This is a genomic window from Micromonospora sp. DSM 45708 (assembly GCF_039566955.1).
In the GTDB taxonomy this organism is placed as follows: domain Bacteria; phylum Actinomycetota; class Actinomycetes; order Mycobacteriales; family Micromonosporaceae; genus Micromonospora.
The window spans coordinates 486,937-504,903 of record NZ_CP154796.1 but is presented as its reverse complement, the minus strand read 5'-3'; the positions used below and the strand labels follow the sequence as shown (position 1 = coordinate 504,903).

Annotated in this window: 23 protein-coding genes; 15 read left to right on the top strand and 8 right to left on the bottom strand. The window is 71.0% G+C overall.

All coding sequences use genetic code 11. From position 1 onward, the window contains the following. Window positions 1–25: 25 nt before the first annotated feature. Window positions 26–466 (bottom strand): (deoxy)nucleoside triphosphate pyrophosphohydrolase, encoded by a 441-nt coding sequence (locus VKK44_RS02545; RefSeq protein WP_343445239.1) that lies wholly within the window; start codon window positions 464–466, stop codon window positions 26–28. 184 nt (window positions 467–650) lie between these two features. On the opposite strand from VKK44_RS02545, the gene VKK44_RS02540 reads away from it, so the two are divergent. The 5 genes from VKK44_RS02540 to VKK44_RS02520 all read left to right on the top strand — a co-directional run bounded on the left by VKK44_RS02540 (window position 651) and on the right by VKK44_RS02520 (window position 3,443). After that, window positions 651–959 carry a 4a-hydroxytetrahydrobiopterin dehydratase gene (locus VKK44_RS02540; protein ID WP_343445238.1) on the top strand — a complete coding sequence of 103 codons (309 nt, stop codon included), beginning with the start codon at window positions 651–653 and terminating at the stop codon, window positions 957–959. Window positions 960–990: 31 nt separating this feature from the next. Continuing rightward, window positions 991–1,353 (top strand): PH domain-containing protein, encoded by a 363-nt coding sequence (locus tag VKK44_RS02535; RefSeq protein ID WP_089155136.1) that lies wholly within the window; start codon window positions 991–993, stop codon window positions 1,351–1,353. A 22-nt stretch (window positions 1,354–1,375) separates the two neighbouring features. Continuing rightward, window positions 1,376–2,092, top strand: coding sequence for a SanA/YdcF family protein (locus VKK44_RS02530; RefSeq protein ID WP_343445237.1), 717 nt, complete (start codon window positions 1,376–1,378; stop codon window positions 2,090–2,092). 51 nt (window positions 2,093–2,143) lie between these two features. Further along, entirely contained in the window at window positions 2,144–2,875 is a 732-nt protein-coding gene (locus VKK44_RS02525) for a class I SAM-dependent methyltransferase (RefSeq protein WP_343445236.1), read from the top strand. Between the two features lie 73 nt (window positions 2,876–2,948). Continuing rightward, window positions 2,949–3,443, top strand: a complete 495-nt coding sequence (locus VKK44_RS02520; protein ID WP_343445235.1) for a GNAT family N-acetyltransferase — start codon at window positions 2,949–2,951, stop codon at window positions 3,441–3,443. 28 nt (window positions 3,444–3,471) lie between these two features. Here VKK44_RS02520 and VKK44_RS02515 read toward each other — a convergent pair whose 3' ends face one another. The 4 genes from VKK44_RS02515 to VKK44_RS02500 form a co-directional block, all read right to left on the bottom strand. Continuing rightward, window positions 3,472–4,287, bottom strand: a complete 816-nt coding sequence (locus VKK44_RS02515; protein WP_343445234.1) for an ABC transporter permease — start codon at window positions 4,285–4,287, stop codon at window positions 3,472–3,474. Continuing rightward, the gene (locus tag VKK44_RS02510; RefSeq protein ID WP_343445233.1) at window positions 4,284–5,276 is read right to left on the bottom strand and encodes an ATP-binding cassette domain-containing protein; all 993 of its coding nucleotides are present in this window, start codon (window positions 5,274–5,276) and stop codon (window positions 4,284–4,286) included. Before VKK44_RS02510 ends, VKK44_RS02515 begins: the two co-directional genes overlap by 4 nt. 11 nt (window positions 5,277–5,287) lie before the next feature. Continuing rightward, window positions 5,288–6,127: a DUF4097 family beta strand repeat-containing protein gene (locus VKK44_RS02505; protein ID WP_343445232.1), complete on the bottom strand. Its 840-nt coding sequence runs from the start codon at window positions 6,125–6,127 to the stop codon at window positions 5,288–5,290. An 82-nt stretch (window positions 6,128–6,209) separates the two neighbouring features. Beyond that, window positions 6,210–6,728 (bottom strand): Arc family DNA-binding protein, encoded by a 519-nt coding sequence (locus tag VKK44_RS02500; protein ID WP_343445231.1) that lies wholly within the window; start codon window positions 6,726–6,728, stop codon window positions 6,210–6,212. Between the two features lie 268 nt (window positions 6,729–6,996). Between VKK44_RS02500 and VKK44_RS02495 the strand changes: the two genes are divergently transcribed. Continuing rightward, window positions 6,997–7,578 carry a Uma2 family endonuclease gene (locus tag VKK44_RS02495; RefSeq protein ID WP_343445230.1) on the top strand — a complete coding sequence of 194 codons (582 nt, stop codon included), beginning with the start codon at window positions 6,997–6,999 and terminating at the stop codon, window positions 7,576–7,578. A gap of 21 nt (window positions 7,579–7,599) precedes the next feature. Here the strand turns inward: VKK44_RS02495 and VKK44_RS02490 are convergent, their stop codons facing one another. The 3 genes from VKK44_RS02490 to VKK44_RS02480 form a co-directional block, all read right to left on the bottom strand. Further along, a complete protein-coding gene (locus tag VKK44_RS02490) occupies window positions 7,600–8,085 on the bottom strand; it encodes an SRPBCC family protein (protein WP_343445229.1) in 486 nt (161 codons plus the stop codon). 102 nt (window positions 8,086–8,187) lie between these two features. Next, window positions 8,188–8,922 (bottom strand): cation transporter, encoded by a 735-nt coding sequence (locus VKK44_RS02485; protein WP_343445228.1) that lies wholly within the window; start codon window positions 8,920–8,922, stop codon window positions 8,188–8,190. Then, on the bottom strand, window positions 8,922–9,251 hold the full coding sequence (locus VKK44_RS02480; RefSeq protein WP_343445227.1) for an ArsR/SmtB family transcription factor: 330 nt from the start codon (window positions 9,249–9,251) through the stop codon (window positions 8,922–8,924). The genes VKK44_RS02485 and VKK44_RS02480 overlap by 1 nt, the downstream gene beginning before the upstream one ends. Window positions 9,252–9,421: 170 nt before the next feature. Between VKK44_RS02480 and VKK44_RS02475 the strand changes: the two genes are divergently transcribed. The 9 genes from VKK44_RS02475 (at window position 9,422) to VKK44_RS02435 (ending at window position 17,963) form a co-directional block, all read left to right on the top strand. Next, entirely contained in the window at window positions 9,422–9,913 is a 492-nt protein-coding gene (locus tag VKK44_RS02475; RefSeq protein ID WP_343445226.1) for a hypothetical protein, read from the top strand. 127 nt (window positions 9,914–10,040) lie between these two features. Continuing rightward, window positions 10,041–11,450, top strand: a complete 1,410-nt coding sequence (locus VKK44_RS02470) for a recombinase family protein (protein ID WP_343445225.1) — start codon at window positions 10,041–10,043, stop codon at window positions 11,448–11,450. Between the two features lie 66 nt (window positions 11,451–11,516). Further along, window positions 11,517–11,951, top strand: coding sequence for a hypothetical protein (locus VKK44_RS02465; RefSeq protein ID WP_343445224.1), 435 nt, complete (start codon window positions 11,517–11,519; stop codon window positions 11,949–11,951). Between the two features lie 287 nt (window positions 11,952–12,238). Then, window positions 12,239–12,436, top strand: a complete 198-nt coding sequence (locus VKK44_RS02460) for a hypothetical protein (protein WP_343445223.1) — start codon at window positions 12,239–12,241, stop codon at window positions 12,434–12,436. Between the two features lie 71 nt (window positions 12,437–12,507). Beyond that, window positions 12,508–12,669 (top strand): hypothetical protein, encoded by a 162-nt coding sequence (locus tag VKK44_RS02455; protein ID WP_343445222.1) that lies wholly within the window; start codon window positions 12,508–12,510, stop codon window positions 12,667–12,669. Beyond that, the gene (locus VKK44_RS02450; RefSeq protein WP_343445221.1) at window positions 12,662–15,196 is read left to right on the top strand and encodes a DNA primase family protein; all 2,535 of its coding nucleotides are present in this window, start codon (window positions 12,662–12,664) and stop codon (window positions 15,194–15,196) included. Before VKK44_RS02455 ends, VKK44_RS02450 begins: the two co-directional genes overlap by 8 nt. Before the next feature lie 264 nt (window positions 15,197–15,460). After that, window positions 15,461–15,700, top strand: coding sequence for a hypothetical protein (locus VKK44_RS02445; protein WP_343445220.1), 240 nt, complete (start codon window positions 15,461–15,463; stop codon window positions 15,698–15,700). Window positions 15,701–16,047: 347 nt separating this feature from the next. Next, window positions 16,048–16,857, top strand: a complete 810-nt coding sequence (locus VKK44_RS02440) for a hypothetical protein (RefSeq protein WP_343445219.1) — start codon at window positions 16,048–16,050, stop codon at window positions 16,855–16,857. Further along, window positions 16,857–17,963, top strand: coding sequence for a hypothetical protein (locus VKK44_RS02435; protein WP_343445218.1), 1,107 nt, complete (start codon window positions 16,857–16,859; stop codon window positions 17,961–17,963). The genes VKK44_RS02440 and VKK44_RS02435 overlap by 1 nt, the downstream gene beginning before the upstream one ends. The last annotated feature ends 4 nt before the right edge of the window (window positions 17,964–17,967 follow it).

Genomic DNA, 17,967 nt, shown 5'->3' with positions numbered 1-17,967 from the left:
CGGCGCGGAAGCCGACGGGCGCGGCTCAGAAGCCGGCGAGCAGCGGACGCAGCGCGGGCACGATCGGCACGTCGGCCGGCAGCCACTCGACGGTGTCCAGCTCGGCCGCGGAGAGCCAGCGCAGCTCGGCGTGCTCCAGCGCGCTCGGCTGGTCGCCGTGGAGCAGGCGGGCCGCGTAGACCCGCAGGACGGAGCGACCGTGCGCCATCCGGACGTCCCGCCCGACCCGTGCGCCGACCTCGACCCGGACGCCCAGCTCCTCGGCGCACTCCCGGGCCAGCGCGTCGGGTTCGGTCTCCCCCGGCTCGACCTTGCCGCCGGGGAACTCCCACCGCCCCGCCACCTCGGGCGGCGCGGCGCGCTCGCAGGCCAGGACCCGGCCGGCCACGATGATGGCCGCTCCGACGACCACCCTCGGCTCACGCCGGTCGGCCTGCCCGTTTCCGCTAAACCGTTCGGTCCGCACGGGCCACCAGCGTGCCAGATCAATCGGCGGTTTGGGTAGCTGAGTCGGCCATCAGGCCAGCAGAAGACGGAAGTGTGGGCGTGGACACACCATCTGCGCAACGACAGACTAGAGGGCGTCGACTGGGACACGGGATGGCGACGATTTGGCCACAAGCCGGCAACGACGCCTGGGAGGTGCGGTGATGCGCGTGCTCTTCAGCAGCCGGGCGAAGCACGACTACCTCAGCGACGCGCTCGCCCTGCTGTCCGGGTGGACGCGCGAGGGCGAGCAGCTCAGCCGCATGCTCACCCTGGACGACACCCAACACGCCGCGCTCACCGAGCGGGTGGCGGTGGTCGCCGACGCGCTCCGGCTGCGCCCCGAGATCAGTCGCCAGGCCGGGCGGACCCGGATCAGGCTGGGGCACGACGACGGCGAGCCGCTCACCGAGGGTGAGGTGCTGCTCGCGGCGCGCATCGAGGACGCGGTCCGGGCGGTCACCGCGCCCTGAGCGCTGGCGCGCCTGCCCTACCGTCGAAGGCATGTCTGGCCCGACGTACGACCGCAAGGAACAGTTCCAGCAGATCCAGAGCGGCCTGCTGCCCGGTGAGCAGATCATCGCCGTCTACGACGCGATCGGCACCGGCACCGGCTTCATCGGCCTGACCGACCGGCGGGTGATCGTCCAGGACCGCTCGTTCGTCGGCAAGCGGTACGCCATCACGAGCATCCCGTACTCGAAGATCACCAGCGTGAGCGTGGTGAGCAACAAGTCCTGGGGCGGCTCGTTCTTCTCCACCGGGGCGATCGCCGTGCACGTCGGCACGCACACCTACGAGGTGGAGTTCCGGGGCGCGGAGAAGAGCCACCACGTGCACAACGTCATCCTGCACCACATCTCCTGAGCGGCCTGGCACAATCGCCGCCATGCGGGGGCTGACGGCGCGCTGGCGCACCTGGCGCGACGGGCACCGGCGGGCCGTACGCCTGCTCCGTCGACTCATCCTGGTCGGCGCCGCCGGCGCGGTGCTGCTGGCCGTGGTGACCGCGGCCAGCGTGGCCTGGGTCCGTGGCGACGCCGACGGGCACGTGTTCACCGCCGCCGACGTGCCGGACGCGCCGGTGGCCCTGGTGCTCGGCGCCAAGGTGGAGCCCGACGGCGCGCCCTCGCCGTTCCTGGCCGCCCGGCTGGAGATCGCCCGGCAGTTGTTCGCGGCCGGCAAGGTCAAGGTGGTCCTGGTCTCCGGCGACCACATGAACTGGGACTACGACGAGCCGGACGCGATGCGGCGCTGGCTGGTCGACCGGGGCGTGCCGGCGGAGAAGGTGGTGCTCGACCACGCCGGCTTCGACACCTACGACTCGTGCGCCCGGGCCCGGCGGATCTTCGGCGTGCGGCGGGCCACAGTGGTCACCCAGGCGTTCCACCTGCCCCGCGCGGTGGCGCTCTGCCGGCACCTCGGTGTGGCGGCCAACGGCGTGGGCGACGACACCGCCCGCCGGTACGCCCAGCAGTGGCGGATCAGCAGCGCCCGGGAGTACGGCGCCAGCGTGAAGGCCGCGGTGGACGTGCTCTCCGGCCGGGACCCGGTGCACCTCGGCCGCCGGGAGACCGGAGTGGACGACGCCCTGCGGGCGGGCTGACCGCCGGTAATCCGGTTGTGGTGCCGGGACCGCGACTGGTCTGCTGGCGCAATGTCCGTCTTCGATGATCCCGGCCACTTCGGACGGCTCTGGGCCGCCACCTACGACGGCCCCGGCAACCCCGATCCCCTCCCGGCCGTCGACTTCCTCACCCCGCTCGCCGAGGGCGGCCCAGTGCTCGAGCTGGCCGTCGGCACCGGCCGGGTGGCCCTGCCGCTGGCGGCGCGCGGCCTCGCCGTGGAGGGCGTCGAGGCGTCCCCGGAGATGGTCGCGCAGCTACGCGCCAAGCCGGGCGGCGAGCACATGCCGGTCACCATCGGCGACATGGCGGACGTCCCGGTGTCCGGGCCGTACCGTCTGGTGTTCCTGGTCTTCAACACGCTGTTCAACCTGGTCGACGCGGAGCGCCAGGCGGCGTGCTTCCGCAACGTCGCGCGGGTGCTGGCCCCCGGCGGGGCCTTCGTCATCGAGACGTTCGTGCCCGACCGGGCCGACTTCGACCGCGACGAGCAGGTCCAGGTCCGGGAGGTGACCGAGGACTCGGCCACCATCCGGATGCACCAGTACGACCGGGCGGCGCAGACGTTCGTGCGGCAGACCATCACGTTCGACGCCGAGGGCGTGCACCTGAGGCCGTTCGCCATGCGCTACGCCTGGCCGGAGCAGATCGACGAGATGGCGGAGCGGGCCGGGCTCCACCTCGCCGAGCGGTACGCCGACTGGGACCGCACGCCGTTCGACGCGGACAGCCGTACGCACATCTCCGTCTACCGGCTCGGGTAGCGGACGCGCCGAGGCCGGGACGCTGGTCCCGGTCCTCGGCCGGCCCGGTTAGGCTGACCGGCCGGGAGGGCCGATGACCGTCACCGTTACCGCGATGGACGACGCGCACGCCGATGCCGTCCTGCAGATCTACCGCCTCGGCATCGCCGAGGGCCACGCCACGTTCGAGACCGAGCCGCCCGGCTGGCCCCGGTTCACCGCCGGCCGGTTGCCCGACCACCGGTGGGTGGCGCTCGACGCGGGCGGACGGCTGCTCGGCTGGGTGGCCTGCTCGGCGGTCTCCGACCGCTGCGTCTACGCCGGCGTGGTCGAGCACTCCGTCTACGTGCACCCCGACGCGCGGGGGCGTGGCGTCGGCCGGCTGCTGCTGGACGCGCTGATCGACTCCACCGAGGCCGCCGGCGTCTGGACCATCCAGTCCGGCGTGTTCCCGGAGAACACCGCCAGCCTGGCGCTGCACGCGGCCCGCGGGTTCCGGGTGGTCGGCACCCGGGAGCGGATCGGCCGTCACCACGGCGTCTGGCGGGACGTCACGCTCATCGAACGCCGCAGCCCCCGGATCCGCTGACGCGGACCGGGGGCCGAGCGCCGGGAAGCTACCGGGACTCGCGGTTGAACAGCCGTCTCGACCAGAGGTACCCACCCAGCGCGATGGCGGCGCACCAGCCGAGCGCGACCCAGCCGTCGTTCCCGATCGGCGTGCCCATCAGCAGGCCGCGCAGGCTCTCGATGATCGGGGTGAACGGCTGGTACTCGGCGAACCAGCGCAGCCCGGCCGGCATCGAGTCGGTGGGCACGAAACCGCTGCCGAGGAACGGCAGCAGGATCAGCGGCATCGGCAGGTTGCTCGCGGTCTCCACGCTCTCGCTGACCTGACCGAGCGCGACGGCCAGCCAGACCAGCGCGAACGTCACCGCCGCGAGCAGGCCGACCGCGCCCAGCCAGCCGGCCGGCCCGGCGGTGGGGCGGAAGCCGACCAGCAGCGCCACGCCGATCACCACGGCCAGGCTGACCGCCGCCTGGATCATGCTGCCGAGGACGTGGCCGGTCAGCACGGAGACGCGGGCGATGTGCATGGTGCGGAACCGGGCGATGATGCCCTCGGTCATGTCCATCGCGATCGAGATGGCGGTCCCCTGGACCGTGGCCGCCACCGTCATCAGGATGATCGCCGGCGCCACGTAGTTGGCGTACGCGGCCCGCGCGCCGCCGCCGGACGTCGACCCGACTATCCCGGCGCCCAGCGTGCCGCCGAGCACGTAGACGAAGAGCAGCAGGAAGACCACGGGCATCCCGACGAGCATCACGGTCATCGACGGGTAGCGCAGCATGCGCCGGAGGTTGCGGCGCAGCATCGTCACCGAGTCGCGCAGCGGGTGGAACCTGAGATCGGCGTGGGTGGAGACGCTCATCGCGTGCTCACCTTCCCGTCGGTGGGCTGGTCGGTGCGGGTGTCGGTGGGCCTGCCGGCCAGGATGTCGGTGGGCCTGCCGGTGAGGGCGAGGAAGACGTCGTCGAGGTCGGGGGTGTGCACGGACAACTCGTCGACCTCGACGCCACCGTCGTCGAGCCGGCCGATCAGCGCCCGCAGCGAACGCAGACTGCCGTCGCCGGGCACCCGCAGGGTGAGCGTGTCGTCGCGCGTGGCCCGGTCGAGCACGCGTACCGCCGCGTCGAGGCCCGCCGGTTCGGCGAACCGCAGCCGGACGTGTCCGCCCGGAATGCGGCGCTTCAGCTCCTCGGCGGTCCCCTCGGCGACCACCCGACCGTGGTCGAGCACCGCGATCCGGTCGGCCAGCTCGTCCGCCTCCGCCAGGTACTGCGTGGTCAGGAAGATGGTCACGCCGCCGGCCACCAGCTCGCGCACGATCTGCCACATGTCCCGGCGGCTGCGCGGGTCCAGCCCGGTGGTCGGCTCGTCCAGGAAGATCACGCGGGGATCGCCGACCAGCGTCATCGCCAGGTCGAGTCGCCGCAGCATGCCCCCCGAGTAGGTCGACGCCGGCTTGCCGGCCGCCCCGGTCAGGTCGAACCGTTCGAGCAGCCGGACGGCCCGCCGCCGGCCCTCGTCGCGGGAGAGATGGTGCAGGTCCGCCATCAGCCGCAGGTTCTCCGCGCCGGTGAGCAGCCTGTCCACCGCGGAGAACTGACCGGTGACGCCGATCGCGGCGCGTACCGCGTCCGGCTCGCGGGCCAGGTCGTGCCCGGCGACCCGGACCTCACCGCCGTCGGCGGCGAGCAGCGTGGACAGGATCCGCACCATCGTGGTCTTCCCGGCACCGTTCGCGCCGAGCAGCGAGAAGACCGTGCCTTCGGGTACGCGCAGGTCGACGCCGTCGAGCACGACGTGGTCGCCGAACGACTTCCGCAGCCCGGTCACGGCGATCTGATACGTGGTCATGGTGCCCTCCGTCAGGACCGGTGGATGGTGATGTCGCCGTAAGAGGTCCGGCCGCGTACCTCGACGGTCTCCTCGGTGCCGCCGGGCCGCCCGGTGCTCTCCAGGTGGTTGTGCACCTGACCGAAGCTGGTGTCGACCTCCAGCCACGCGGCGGTGCCCGCCGCGACGCCGATGTCCAGGTCGCCCATGGCGGTGCCGAGCACCACCGAGCCGCGCGCCACCTCGGCGACCCGGATGCCGCCGTTGGAGGTCTTCGCGTCGACGCCGGCGCGGGCGCGGGCCACCTCGATGGCACCGTTGGCATTACGCACCCGCACGTCACCGGTGGCCGCGTCGATCGTGGTGTCGCCGTTGGAGTTCTTCACCGCCACGGCGCCCTCGACGTCGCCGACCCGCACCGTGCCGGAGCCGGTGGAGATGTCCGCGTCGCCGGTGACGCCGTCGACGGTGACGTGGCCGACGCCGGTGTGCAGGCGCAGCGGGCCGGTCCGCTCCAGCCGGACGTTGCCGGTGGTCTTCACCCGGGCCTCGCCGAGCCGTCCGGTGGCGTGCACGTCGCCCAGCAGCAGGTGCGCGGAGAGCCGGGAGTCGCTCGGCAACTCGATGGAGACGTCCACCGACCTGCTCTTCTTCGAGAAGTCGAAGGCACGCCGCGGGCCGGTCACGTGGAGCGTGCCGTTGGTGAACTCGACGCGTACCTGTGCGGCGGCCTGGACGTCGGACTCGTCGGTGCCGTCGCTCGGGCGGACCTCGACCACGGTGTCGGCGCGGTCGCTGGCGGCGATCCGCACGGCGGCGACGCCGAGTTCCATCGTGACGGAGATCGATTCGGGTGTGTCGAAAACAGGCATGGTTGTCCCCACATCCTGGGTCGGTGAGTCGTCCCCGCAGGTCAGGGGGACGTGAGAGGAAAAGCTCTGTGGAGCGGTGCGGTCAGTGCACCCAGCCGGTGAAGCGCTGCGAGGACCGCTTCCCGCTGGCGCGCGGCTCGGGACGCGGCTCCCGGTCGCCCCTGGGCAGGCCGGCGGCGGCGGCCCGGACCAGCCAGGCGTTGACCGAACGCCCCTCGGCGGCAGCGGCCTCCTCGACCGCGGTCTTGAGCTGCTCCGGCATGCGTACGTTGATCCGGGCGACCGGGCCGTCCTCGCTGATCGGCAGGTCGTTGTCCGGTGCCGTGCCCTGGTCGGAGGCCACCGGTTGCGGCTCGGCCGGCGGCGGGGTCACCACGAAGTTCGGGTCGCGCCCGCGCAGGCGCAGCTCCACCGAGCCGGGGGCGAGTTCCCGGGTGATCTCGTCGGCGGCGGCCGACAGCGCGTCCAGCAGCGTCATCCGGATCGCCGACTCCAGCGGCCCGGTCAGGCGCTCGACCAGCGCACGCGACTCCTCACCACCGGCTTCGGCGAGCGTGGCGAACTCCCGCCCGAGGTTGCTCACATACGAGGTCAAGTCCATGGCATTACTATGGCACATCAGTGGCACCGTGACAAGCTTCAGTGATGCCACTATGGCACGCGCCCTGAGTTGATTCCTGCATCAACCCTGCTCAAGAGCCATCCTTAACTTGGCATCACCATGACGCCACGCCACCTCATCTGCCGTCGCCAGCACCCGAGGCGTGCTCTTGATCTCTCGCAGAGCACCGCCGACAGGGTTGCTCGAAGAACGCGCCGACCGTGTGAGCGCGCAGGTCGGCCCGTCACCGAGTGCTACCGTGAGGCCCATGACTGCGGTGCCCGAGTGGATGCGGCCACCTCGCCCCGAAGGCTGGTATTCCGAGGACCTGGACAAGCTCGCCGAAGCGCCGCGTCACACCGAACTCATCGATGGAGCACTCGTCTTCATGATGTCCCCTCAGCGGGTCTGGCACGCCCGGATGGTCACCGCACTGGTGATCACCCTGACCGAGCAGGCTCCGGCAGGCGTCGAGGTCGATCGGGAAATCACGATTCGACTCGACCGATGGAACCGCCCCGAGCCCGATCTTCTTGCCACAACGGCGCCCTACGACCCGTCCCGCACCTTCTACACACCCGAAGAGACGCTGCTGGTGGTCGAGGTGGTCTCGCCCGAGTCGGCGCACCGGGACCGCAACGTCAAGCTACGCAAGTACGCGGAAGCGGGGATCGCGAACTACTGGCGCATCGAGGACGAGGACGGCTCCCCAGTGGTCTACACGTACGAGATCGACGGCCCCACCCGGTCGTACGCGCCGACCGGAATCCATCGGCGTGAGCTGCGCACCTCGTTGCCGTTCCCGATCAAGATCGACCTGACCGGGTTGGTGCCCGGCCGCAAGAGCTGACCCGATCCCTGCCAGGTGGTTTCACTTCGCCCCCTCAGCTTGGCGTTGAGGCCGGGCCAAGGTGTCCGCGAGATAGGCGTTGCGGCGGGCGATGAGGCGTCGCAGGTACGGCCGCAGGATCAAGCGGGCCACCAGGCGACCGAGGGGGCCCATCGGAGCCGCGAAGTCGATGACGTCGCGCATGACGGTCGCCGCGCGGTCGGCCGGGTTCCGGGTGAACGTGTGCTCGTGGTGCCATCGGTGGAACGGGCCGCTGATCTGCTCGTCCGTGAAGCCGTGCGGTCGTCGATAGTGGGTGATCCGGACGGCCATCCGCCACGGCAGGCCAAAGTGCCGCGCTTCCCACGTCACGGTGTCGCCGGCCGCCAACCGGCCGGTCGTCACGCCGGCGACCGCCCGTTCGGCGCTGTTCCCCATGGACTCGGTGTGCGTGTCAACGTCGAGGCAGGCGTCGAAGACGGCTTCCGGCGCTGCCCGAACGTCAGTGGTCAGCTCGATGCGCGGCACACCGCCAACGGTAGGCCCCGCGTCTTGGACGCATCGACAGGGTGTTGCTTCTCGCCCCGCCGCACGGTCAGACGTCGAAGCGGAACACGTAATGTTGGAAGATCACTTCGTCTCGCCGGAGCAGCAGGAACAGCCGGGTTCGCACGCGCAGGTGTCGGCGCTGTCACGCTGACCGGCAGGTGGAGCCGAGCCGTTGACCGGCATCGCACAGCAGGCGTCCCCGCGCCATGCCGCTCGCCCCTCCTTGATCGCCACCACGGCGATGACGAGCGCGGCGAGCGGATCGGCCCAGGACCAGCCGAAGAGGCTGTTGAGGCCCAGGCCGACGAGCAGCACGGCGGACAGGTAGGTGCAGAGCAGGGTCTGCTTGGAGTCGGCCACCGCTGACCGGGAGCCCAACTCGCGCCCGGTCCGCCGCTGCGCGGAGGACAGCACCGGCATGATCAGCAGTGACAGGGCGGCCAGGACCAGGCCGACGGTGGAGTGTTCGGCCTCTCCGCCGCCGGCCAGCGCTCGCACCGACTCCACGGTCACGTACGCGGCCAGCGCGAAGAACGACACCGCGATGATCCGCAGTGCGGCCTTCTCCCGCGCCTCGGGGTCACGGCCGGCGAACTGCCACGCCACCGCCGCCGCCGAGGAAACCTCGATCACCGAATCCAGACCGAAGCCGATGAGGGCGGTGGAGGAGGCCGCCGCACCGGCCGTGATCGCCACCACCGCCTCGATCACGTTGTAGGTGATCGTCGCCGCCACCAGGAACCGCACCCGTCGGGCAAGCGCAGCACGACGCGCGGCGCCGCTACCGGACCGGACCTGTAGCAGAGGGGCGGACATCAGCAGCAGCCCTTCTCGTCGGCGTCCGCGCATATGGTCGGGTCGACCGTCAGCACCAGATTCAGCAGGTCACCGAGGGCATGCGCCAGCCGCGCGTCGGTCAGCTCGTAGCGGGTCCGCCGCCCCTCGGGCACCGCCACGACCAGACCACAGCCGCGCAGGCAGGCAAGGTGGTTGGACAGGTTCTGGCGAGTCGTCCCGAGCAGGTCGGCCAGTTCCGCCGGATAGCCCGGAGCGTCCCGCAGCGCCAGGAGCAGCCGCGCTCGGATGGGATCGGACAACGCATGGCCGAACCGGGCCAGCACATGCCCGTGAGTCAGGATCTCCACCCCACGACAGTACAGCGATCGCTGAATTCAGCGCCAGCCGTACTGGCCCGGCCATTCCGGCGGGCTGGGGTCGGACGCTGAAGCGGATCTCAGACCGGCTCGCACGTGCTGCCACCAACCCACCAAGGACCACGTCACCCGCCGCACCGCAGACTGCTCACGTACTCCGCATGGCCAACATCGGTCTCGACACCACTAGCCAGATCGGGCACGCTGCACCGGTGGCCATCGACACCACCGGCACATTCTGGCGCGGCGACGACTTCACCGACCTCGCCGGCTACCTCCGCGAGTACCAGCCCGGCGGCTACCCGGTGACTCCGGTCAAGGAGATGATCTGCCAACGGTGCGGCGGCAAGACCTTCGCGGTCCTCGCCGACGACGAGAACGGGTGTGCACAAACACGGTGCCTGAGCTGCGGCGACCACGCCTTGATCGCGGACAGTGCCGACTACTGGCAAGACGCCGACCCTGAGGAGTGCGCCTGCCCGTGCGGCGGTGAAGCCTTCCAGGTCGCCGTCGGGTTCGCCCTGCGCGCCGATGGTGAAGTCCGGTGGGTCAGCGTCGGACTCCGCTGCACCCAGGATGGCACCCTTGGCGTCTACACCGACTGGAAGATCGACTACTCCCCGACCGGCCACCTGCTGATCGGCGCGGCATGACTCGCGCGGCAACAGGGCAATTCGCGCCCCGAGCACAGGCTCGCCCTGCGGGAACACCGGAACAGGCCAGAGTCAGACGTTGAAGCGGAACTCCACCGGTTGACGTAACCGTGCAACACTAACCGGCATGACTGCAACGTACGCCGCTCTCTACCTCCGCCAGTCCCGCGACTTCACCGGGGAGGGCCTGGCGATCGAACGCCAGGAGGGAGAGGCACAGGGCCTCATCGAGCGGCGCGCCTGGACCGTCCGCGAGGTGTTGCGCGACAACGACGTGAGCGCCGCCGGGAAGAAAAAGCGGCCCGGTTTCGAGCGCTTGCTGGAGCTGATCGAGCGCCGGGAGATCAGCGTGGTGGTCGCCTGGGACCTGACCCGGCTCACCCGCAACGCCCGGGACACGCTCCGGCTCCTGGAGGCCGGGGAGGCCGCCGGGATCACGCTCGCCCTGGTACGCGGTTCTGACATTGACCTATCAACTCCGGCGGGCCGCCTCACGGCCTCGGTGCTCGCGGCCGTCGCCCGACACGAGATCGAGCAGAAGGCCGACCGCCAGCGGGCCGCCGCCGCCCAGCGCGCGGACCAGGGACGGCCGCCGCTGGGCGTACGGCTGACCGGCTACACGGTGGCCGGGGAGGTCATCGAGGCCGAGGCCGCCACCGTGCGGACGCTGTTCTCCCGGTTCGCGGCCGGGGACAGCCTGAAGGGCCTCGCGGCGTGGCTCACTGAGACCGGCGTACCGACCCGGCACGGCGGCCGGTGGATTGCTTCCACGGTCCAGGGCATCCTCCGCAACCCCCGCTATGCCGGGCGTGCGGTCTACCAGGGGCAGACCACGGGGAAGCCCGGGGCCTGGCCCGCGCTGGTAGAGCCCGAGGTGTTCGATCAGGTGGCCGCCCGGCTGGCCGACCCCCGGCGCGTCACCAACCGGATGGGCACCGACCGGAAGCACCTGGGGGCGGGCCTGTTCCGGTGCGCTGTGTGTGACCGGCCGTGCTCCTCCTTCTCCGGCCACCGGTACCGGTGCCCCGACGCGCACGTGATGCGCTCGCGCCCCCAGGTGGACGAGTTCGTCATCACGTTGGTCCGGGCGCGCCTGGCCCGCCCCGACCTGGGCGACATCCTCCCCCAGGTGGACAACGAGGAGGTGGCCCGGCTGAACGCCGAGATCGGCCGCCTGGAGGGTCGCGTCCGGCGCATCGAGGAGGACTACGACGCCGAGCTGATCGACGGCCGCCGGTACAAGGTGGCGACCGAGAAGGCGTCCGCCGAACTGGCCGCCGCCAGGGCGGCCCGAGCCCGGCTCACCGCTCCAGGAGCGGCCTCGGGGGTGCTGGCCGCTGATGACCCGGTGGCCGCGTTCGATGCCGCGCCGCTGATGATCCGGCGGGCCGTGATCGAGGCGCTGTGCGTGGTCCGCCTGGCCTCGGCTCCTCGGGGCAGGAAGACGTTCGACCCGTGGACGCTAGGCGCGTCCCGCTGGACCGATGACCCGATGACCTGGGCCGAGCACTGGGAGGCCGAGGGTCTGGCCGCTTGACACTCCACAGTCATGCCGGTTGCTCGGAATCCCTTGTGTCGCAGGCGTACGCCACACTTCACAGTCATGAAGACGCCAGAGATTCTGTCCGTGATCGCCATCGTGATGAGCAGCATCACGCTCACCTGGCAGATCATCTCCTGGCGACGGACCGGCGCGGTGGTGAAGGTGACCGCCAAGCTGGGTTTCGTCCCGGGACTCGATGGCAACTTCGTGGTGATCGAGGCCAGCAACTCGGGCCGTACGGCGGTCACGGTGACGGGCTACGGCTTGAAGTGCCCGGACGGCGGCAACTTGATCCAGTTCGACCGGGTGCCGCTGTCCGCTGAGATCCCCCACCGGCTGGAGCCCGGAGCCGAGGCGTCATGGTTGATGCCGATCGAGAACGTCCAGGCGGTGTGTGCGGAGCGGGGCGTCCGGTATCAGGACGTGGTCGCCTGGGTAAGGCTCGGTAGCGGTGGGACCGTCATGGCGAGGAAGCGCGGGGTGGGCCTGAAGTAGGCCGCCCGTCTGACGATCAGGTGCCCGGAATCCGTTGTGGCGTAAGGACTTTGCCGTCATGACTGGTGACGCCGGGCACTCGGCTTGAACTTCCCAGGCGTTCGGGTAGGTACCTATGGTTAAGGCACCTACGGGGTTGCTCGCCCAGAGTGCCAACCCGTAGAGGGAGTGCCCCGCAAGGGGCCAAGGCGCGCACCGCGCCCCACGGTAGACGTTGAGCAAGGCAACACAGAGCTGTCAGGTCGGTTGGGACTCCGCCGGTAGCTCCTCGAATCGAGGAGCTTTCCGTGACGCACAAGTGCCCCACCATCACCGGGTCCAACGAGGACCCCGAGTTCCGGCGCAAGCGCGCCAAGCTCGCCAGCGAGGCCGCCCAGTCCGTGGACCGCTACGTTCGCGCGCTGGTGAAGCGCGCCCCCCAGCTCACCGAGAACCACCGCTCCCAGCTCCGCGCGCTCCTCGCCTCCACGGACGGGGGCAAGTGATCATGCCGGAGAAGACGAACGGCTCCCCCTCGCCCAAGGGGAAGCCGTCCCAGAAGAACAACAAGACCACTGTGAAGTCTACCCGCTCGTTCGATCCGAGCCGCTGTGACGAGGGCTGCGGCGCGTGCTGGATCACGTTCGCCGGGGATCGTCGGTGGTGCGAGGCCGAGGCCACCAACGTGGCGCGCCGGGACCTGGCCGAGGCGCTGGCCGGGGGTGGCGACCGTGGCTGAGCTGACCCCGGACCACCGCGAGTTCCTGGCCGCCCAGGCCGTGAACCTGGACCTGGCCGAGACGCTGGGCGTCCGGTCCCTCCTGAGCCGCGAGGACACGGCCGACCTGGGCGGGGTGTGGGAGAACTGGGCCAACTTCCCCGCGATCCTGTTCCCCTGGACCAGCCCGGACGGCCGGGTGGAGTACCAGGTCCGCCCGGACCACCCGACCGAGGACGGCCGGGGCCGCCCGAGGAAGTACGTGTTCCGGCGGGGGATGGAGCCGGTTCTCTGGGCGCTCCGCCCGATCACCGGGACCACCGAGCGGGTCCTGATCGTGGAGGGCACCAAGCAAGCGCTGGCCGCCGCCACGTACGCGCCGGAGACCGTCGCGGTGTACGGCATCGCGGGGTGCCGGATGTGGCAGAAGGAGGGCCGCCCGATCCCCGACCTCGGGGTGGTGGACGGCTACCGCGTGGTGGTCTGCCTGGACTCTGACTCGGCCACCAACCTGGACGTGTACCGTGCCGGGGCCGAGCTGGCCGAGGCCCTGGAACAGGAGGGCGCGACCTCGGTCCTGTTCACCCGGATCAAGGGCGGGGAGAAGGACGGTCTGGATGACGTGCTGGCCGCCCGCGAGGAGCACCGGCGGGCCGCCTGGCTCGCGCGGGCCATCGACTCCGCCAAGGTGAACCCGGCCGACAAGCGGCCCAAGGCCAAGGCCACCCCGAGCGGCGCTGGTGACGCGCGGGACGAGATGCTTCCCTCCCCGGCCGAGCCGCTGGCCGTGGCGCGCGTGATCGAGCCGGAGCTGATGGTGGGCTCCACGCTCACGATCCGGAACTGGCGCGGTGGCTGGTGGGAGTGGCGTACCGCGCACTGGTCCGAGATCGAGGAGCTGGCGTTCTCCAAGCGGCTGTACGAGCGGACCGAGCACGCCCGGTACGAGCACCACACGGAGAAGAGCGTCCAGGTCAAGCCCTGGGCACCGACCCGGACCAAGGTCGCGTTCCTGGCGGACGCGCTGGCCGCCATCACGCACCTGGACCAGGCGACCCACGTCCCGGCCTGGCTGTCCGGCGACCGCCCCGAGGGGACCATCGTGGCCTGCCAGAACGGGCTCTTGCGGCTGGAGGGCCGGGAGCTGATGGCGCACGATCCGGGGTACTTCAACCTGGTCTCGGTGCCGTTCGACTACGACCCGGCCGCCCCCGAGCCCATCGAGTGGTGGCGCTTCCTGGAGGTGCTGTGGCCGGACGGCGGGGAGGGCCAGGTGGACGCCCTCCAGGAGTGGTTCGGCTACGTGATCTCCGGTCGGACCGACTTCCAGAAGATGTTCGCCATCATCGGCCCGCCGCGCTCGGGTAAGGGCACCATCGCCACGGTGCTGACCTCGCTCATCGGCGCGATGAACACCGCCGGGCCGACGCTGGCCGGGCTGGCGACCAACTTCGGGCTTCAGCCGGTGCTCGGGAAGTCCCTGGCCCTGATCTCGGATGCCCGGATCGGGCGTCAGACCGACGTGTCCGTGGTGGTCGAACGCCTGTTGACCATCTCGGGGGAGGACATCATCCAGGTGGACCGCAAGAACCGGGACGCCTGGGTGGGCCGCATCCCGGCCCGGGTGATGCTGATGTCCAACGAGCTCCCCCGGTTCAGCGACGATTCCGGCACCATCGCTACCCGCTGGGTGGTCGTGGAGACCGTCCAGAGCTTCCTCGGCCGTGAGGACCGCACGCTCAAGCCCCGGCTCCTCCAGGAGCTCCCGGGCATCCTCAACTGGGCGTTGACGGGGCTCGACCGGCTCCTGTGCCGGGGGTACTTCCAGGACACGGCCGTGGGCAACGAGGCCGTGGACATCATGCGCGAGGGCGCGAGCCCGTACGCGGCGTTCAAGGCCGAGGCGCTGGAGGAAGGCCAGGGGTACGAGGTGGCTCTGGACGATCTGTGGTCGGCCTGGGGCTTCTGGTGCAAGGAGAACGGACGGGACCACCCGGGCACCAAGCCTCGGTTGGCCCGCGACATCAAGACCGTGGCCCCCGGGGTCCGCACCGTTCAGCCCCGGCGGCCGGACGGCTCCCGGTACCGGGCGCTCCAGGGGATCAGGCTCCGCGACGGGTACGCGGGCCTGGGCCTGGACTGTGGCACGGGTAGCCGTGCCGCTGGCACGGGTAGGGGCGGCCCTGGCACGGGTAGTGGCACGGGTAACCAGGGGACGAAAGCCCAGGTCAGCGGCTTTGGCACGGGTAGGCACGGGCAGAATCACAACTCTCGCGTAAGTGAGAGCACCGGTTCTGATACGGCCGTCCCTCCCCGTACTGCACATGTTCTGAGTACGGACCGAAATGCTGTTCTACCCGTGCCAGCCCGTGCCAAGGCTCCGGAAACCGCCTCTGACCTGGGCAAACGCTCTGGCACGGGTAACGGGCCTGCCCGTGCCACTACCCGTGCCACGCCGCTTCGGTCGGCCGGGTGCTCGGACTCGATCTGTGGTTGCGGCTCTTGCCGCTGGGACTCGGCCTCTGGCCGGTACCTCCCCGCCGCTTGACCCCTCCCCCGGCCGGACCCTCGCCGGTCCGGCCGGGGCCATCCCAGCACCGAGGAGCCCCGCTCGTGAACCCGTTGTACCGCCCCGATCTGGCCCGCCTCCTGGCCCTGGTGACCGCGTTCGCCATCGCCTTGATGACCGTCCGCCCCTGATCCCCCGAGACCCCAGCCCCGGGCCGTTTACTGGTGACGGTCCGGGGCTGGCCACCGCCCGGTCGTTGCTGGGACCACACTGGACCGGATCAGCCGCATGGAGGAGAACGAGATGCAACCTGCTGTCAGCTTCGGGGCCTGGCTGGCCCTCCAGACCGACCGTCGTGATCCCGTGGGAGACCTGGCCCGGGACTTCCTCGGTGACGACGGATGCGGCCGGTGCTCGGACATCACCGAGGAGGCCCCGTTCATGGGAGTCGAGGACGTGGCCGCGACCCTGACCGAGCACCGAGCCGCCCAGCCCGCGTTCGACGCCTTCAACATGGCGTGCGCCGAGTGGACCGGTCGCTGACCTGACCCGCCCCAACAGCCCCGGTCGTCCGCCCCGGACAGCCGGGGCTGATTGCTGTCCGGCCCTGCCCCGGAGCCCCCGCCGAGATGTCCCCTCGATCCGCGAGATGCCCTCTGGCCGTGATCCCTTGGAAGGGACAACCTTGATCACGGGGCCGCCGCGCCCCGGCGCACCTGGCGTCTGATTCGTCCGGCCAGGGCTGCCCGATCGAGAGGCCCGCTCCACCCGTCCCCCGGTCGCTGATTCGTCCAGGACCGCTCCGCCCGCCAATCCCTATCCGCCCAGTAGGAAAACACCAAAAGGATTCTTATGGTGCATCCACAATTCACCGCAACGAGGACAAAGACATGGCCCTGATCCCCGGCCTGACCGTCGCCCCGCCCGAGCCCGGCCTACGCCGGTACGGCCTGTTCAACGCCGCTTCCGGCCCGCTGGACCTCCCCGCCCCGCACGGTGAGGGAGGCGGCATCCGGTACACCCCTGTCACGTGCGGCGCGGCGTACGCCTACGGCGTCAACTGCTACGGGGGCGAGGTGGACGCCCCCGAGAAGCCGCTGGACGGCGGCAACCCCGAGGTGGCAACCGGCGTGTTCCTCACGCTCGCCACCCTGGAATGCACCCAGGTCGGTTACACCGAGGCCGAGCTACGCGCCACGCTCCTTCGTCGCTTGGAGGCCAGCGAACAGCCCACCGTGGAGCGCGCCCTCTGGTCCGGCCTGGACTTCGAGGGGAACGCCCTGGACATCCTCTCCCTGGACACCGAGGCCGAGCCGGTTCCGGGCGGGTACGACCCGGACCTGATCACGGACGTGGTGGGCGCGCTAGAGCGCTACGCCTACACCGAACAGGGCTACGGCTACGGGGCCACGATCCACGCCCCCATCGAGGCCGCCGCGTTCGCTGCCGAGGCCGGGCTGATCCTCCAGGACGGCCCGCGCAAGGTCACCCCGCTGGGCTCCGTCTGGGCGTTCGGCGCGTACCCGCTGGGCGAGGTCATCGTGACCGGCCAGGTGACCCTCTGGCGCGCCCAGGAGGCCCAGGTCCACACCGCGTTCGACCGTGAGACGAACCTCCGTCTGATGGTCGCTGAGCGGGCCTGGGCGGCATCGTTCGATTGCCTCGCGGGCCGGGTCACCTTCGCCCCGCTGGGTTCCTGATGAGCAGCCAGGGCCGCCGCCAGAACCCGCCGCCGGTGAAGTGCGAGGCCAAGTCCAAGCGCACCGGGAAGACGTGCCAGCGGTGGGCCGTCCCTGGCCGCCTCCATTGCCCGAACCACGGCGCGTACGCCGGTCCCGCCGGACGGGCCGTTGCCGAGGAGCGCGCCGGAGCCGTGATCACGCTGGCCGAGATGATGGCGAACAGTCCGCGCCGCCCGATCTGGGAGGTGATCCTGGACGCCATCGACACGGTGGACGTGCTCGCCGCGAACGCCAAGGCCGAGGTGGCCGCCGGTCGGATCACCAAGCCCGAGGACATCGAGCGCGTGGCCGCCCTGGGCCGGGCGGCCCACGCGATGGGTGCCAGCGCAGTGGCGACCAAGGCCCTGGACATGGCGAACCAGGCCGCCGATCGCTGGGGCGATGTCGTGGCGGACCGCCTGATCGTGCTCGTGTCGGACTGGCTCGGCCTTCCCGTTGCCGGGCACGCGGTCACGGCCGCCATCACGGCCACGCTGCGCTTCAACCCGAGTGATCCGAGCCCGATCCCCCGGCCGGACGGCCCACCGCTCCTGGCGCTCGTGAGCCAGGCCCAGGCCGCCGCGCTCGCGCCCCGGCTCGGCCTGTCCGCCGGGGACCTGGCCGCCTGGTTCTCCCGGGTGGTGGACGCGGTGGCGGATGGCCGCCCGGTGCCCGATCTGCCAGGCGCTCCGATCGCCGCGCTCCCGGCCGCTCCCACCCCGGAGCCTCCCAGCCATGACAGCAAGGTGGCCGGCTCAGGTGACGAGGAGGCGGAACCCCAGGCCAGCGATTCCGCTCCGCCGGTGGCCGCTCAGACCGTGCTCGCCGCGCTGGCCGAGGCCGCCCGCTCCTTGACACTTCACGGTCAAGCCCAGGCCCCGGCCGAGGAGCCCGAGATCGTGGATGCCGAGCTGGTGGACGAGCCGGAGCCCGAGCACCAGCCGTCCCGGATCTTCGATGAGGGGCGCCGGATCTACGTCCGGAACCCCAAGTACGTACGGCGCGCCAGCGGCTCCAGCGGCGTGACCACCCTCGGCTATCGCGGGGGCGAACCCACCATGCCGACCAGCCGCCTGAGCTACTGAAGGA

Excerpts from the sequence above, each read along its gene's own strand:
- VKK44_RS02440 (WP_343445219.1), top strand. The coding sequence starts at position 16,048 with ATGGCCCTGATCCCCGGCCTGACCGTCGCCCCGCCCGAGCCCGGCCTA.
- VKK44_RS02445 (WP_343445220.1), top strand. The coding sequence starts at position 15,461 with ATGCAACCTGCTGTCAGCTTCGGGGCCTGGCTGGCCCTCCAGACCGAC.
- VKK44_RS02485 (WP_343445228.1), bottom strand. The coding sequence starts at position 8,922 with ATGTCCGCCCCTCTGCTACAGGTCCGGTCCGGTAGCGGCGCCGCGCGT.
- VKK44_RS02520 (WP_343445235.1), top strand. The coding sequence starts at position 2,949 with ATGACCGTCACCGTTACCGCGATGGACGACGCGCACGCCGATGCCGTC.
- VKK44_RS02505 (WP_343445232.1), bottom strand. The coding sequence starts at position 6,127 with ATGCCTGTTTTCGACACACCCGAATCGATCTCCGTCACGATGGAACTC.
- VKK44_RS02540 (WP_343445238.1), top strand. The coding sequence starts at position 651 with ATGCGCGTGCTCTTCAGCAGCCGGGCGAAGCACGACTACCTCAGCGAC.
- VKK44_RS02470 (WP_343445225.1), top strand. The coding sequence starts at position 10,041 with ATGACTGCAACGTACGCCGCTCTCTACCTCCGCCAGTCCCGCGACTTC.
- VKK44_RS02525 (WP_343445236.1), top strand. The coding sequence starts at position 2,144 with ATGTCCGTCTTCGATGATCCCGGCCACTTCGGACGGCTCTGGGCCGCC.
- VKK44_RS02530 (WP_343445237.1), top strand. The coding sequence starts at position 1,376 with ATGCGGGGGCTGACGGCGCGCTGGCGCACCTGGCGCGACGGGCACCGG.
- VKK44_RS02495 (WP_343445230.1), top strand. The coding sequence starts at position 6,997 with ATGACTGCGGTGCCCGAGTGGATGCGGCCACCTCGCCCCGAAGGCTGG.
- VKK44_RS02465 (WP_343445224.1), top strand. The coding sequence starts at position 11,517 with ATGAAGACGCCAGAGATTCTGTCCGTGATCGCCATCGTGATGAGCAGC.
- VKK44_RS02510 (WP_343445233.1), bottom strand. The coding sequence starts at position 5,276 with ATGACCACGTATCAGATCGCCGTGACCGGGCTGCGGAAGTCGTTCGGC.
- VKK44_RS02515 (WP_343445234.1), bottom strand. The coding sequence starts at position 4,287 with ATGAGCGTCTCCACCCACGCCGATCTCAGGTTCCACCCGCTGCGCGAC.
- VKK44_RS02535 (WP_089155136.1), top strand. The coding sequence starts at position 991 with ATGTCTGGCCCGACGTACGACCGCAAGGAACAGTTCCAGCAGATCCAG.
- VKK44_RS02500 (WP_343445231.1), bottom strand. The coding sequence starts at position 6,728 with ATGGACTTGACCTCGTATGTGAGCAACCTCGGGCGGGAGTTCGCCACG.
- VKK44_RS02435 (WP_343445218.1), top strand. The coding sequence starts at position 16,857 with ATGAGCAGCCAGGGCCGCCGCCAGAACCCGCCGCCGGTGAAGTGCGAG.
- VKK44_RS02475 (WP_343445226.1), top strand. The coding sequence starts at position 9,422 with ATGGCCAACATCGGTCTCGACACCACTAGCCAGATCGGGCACGCTGCA.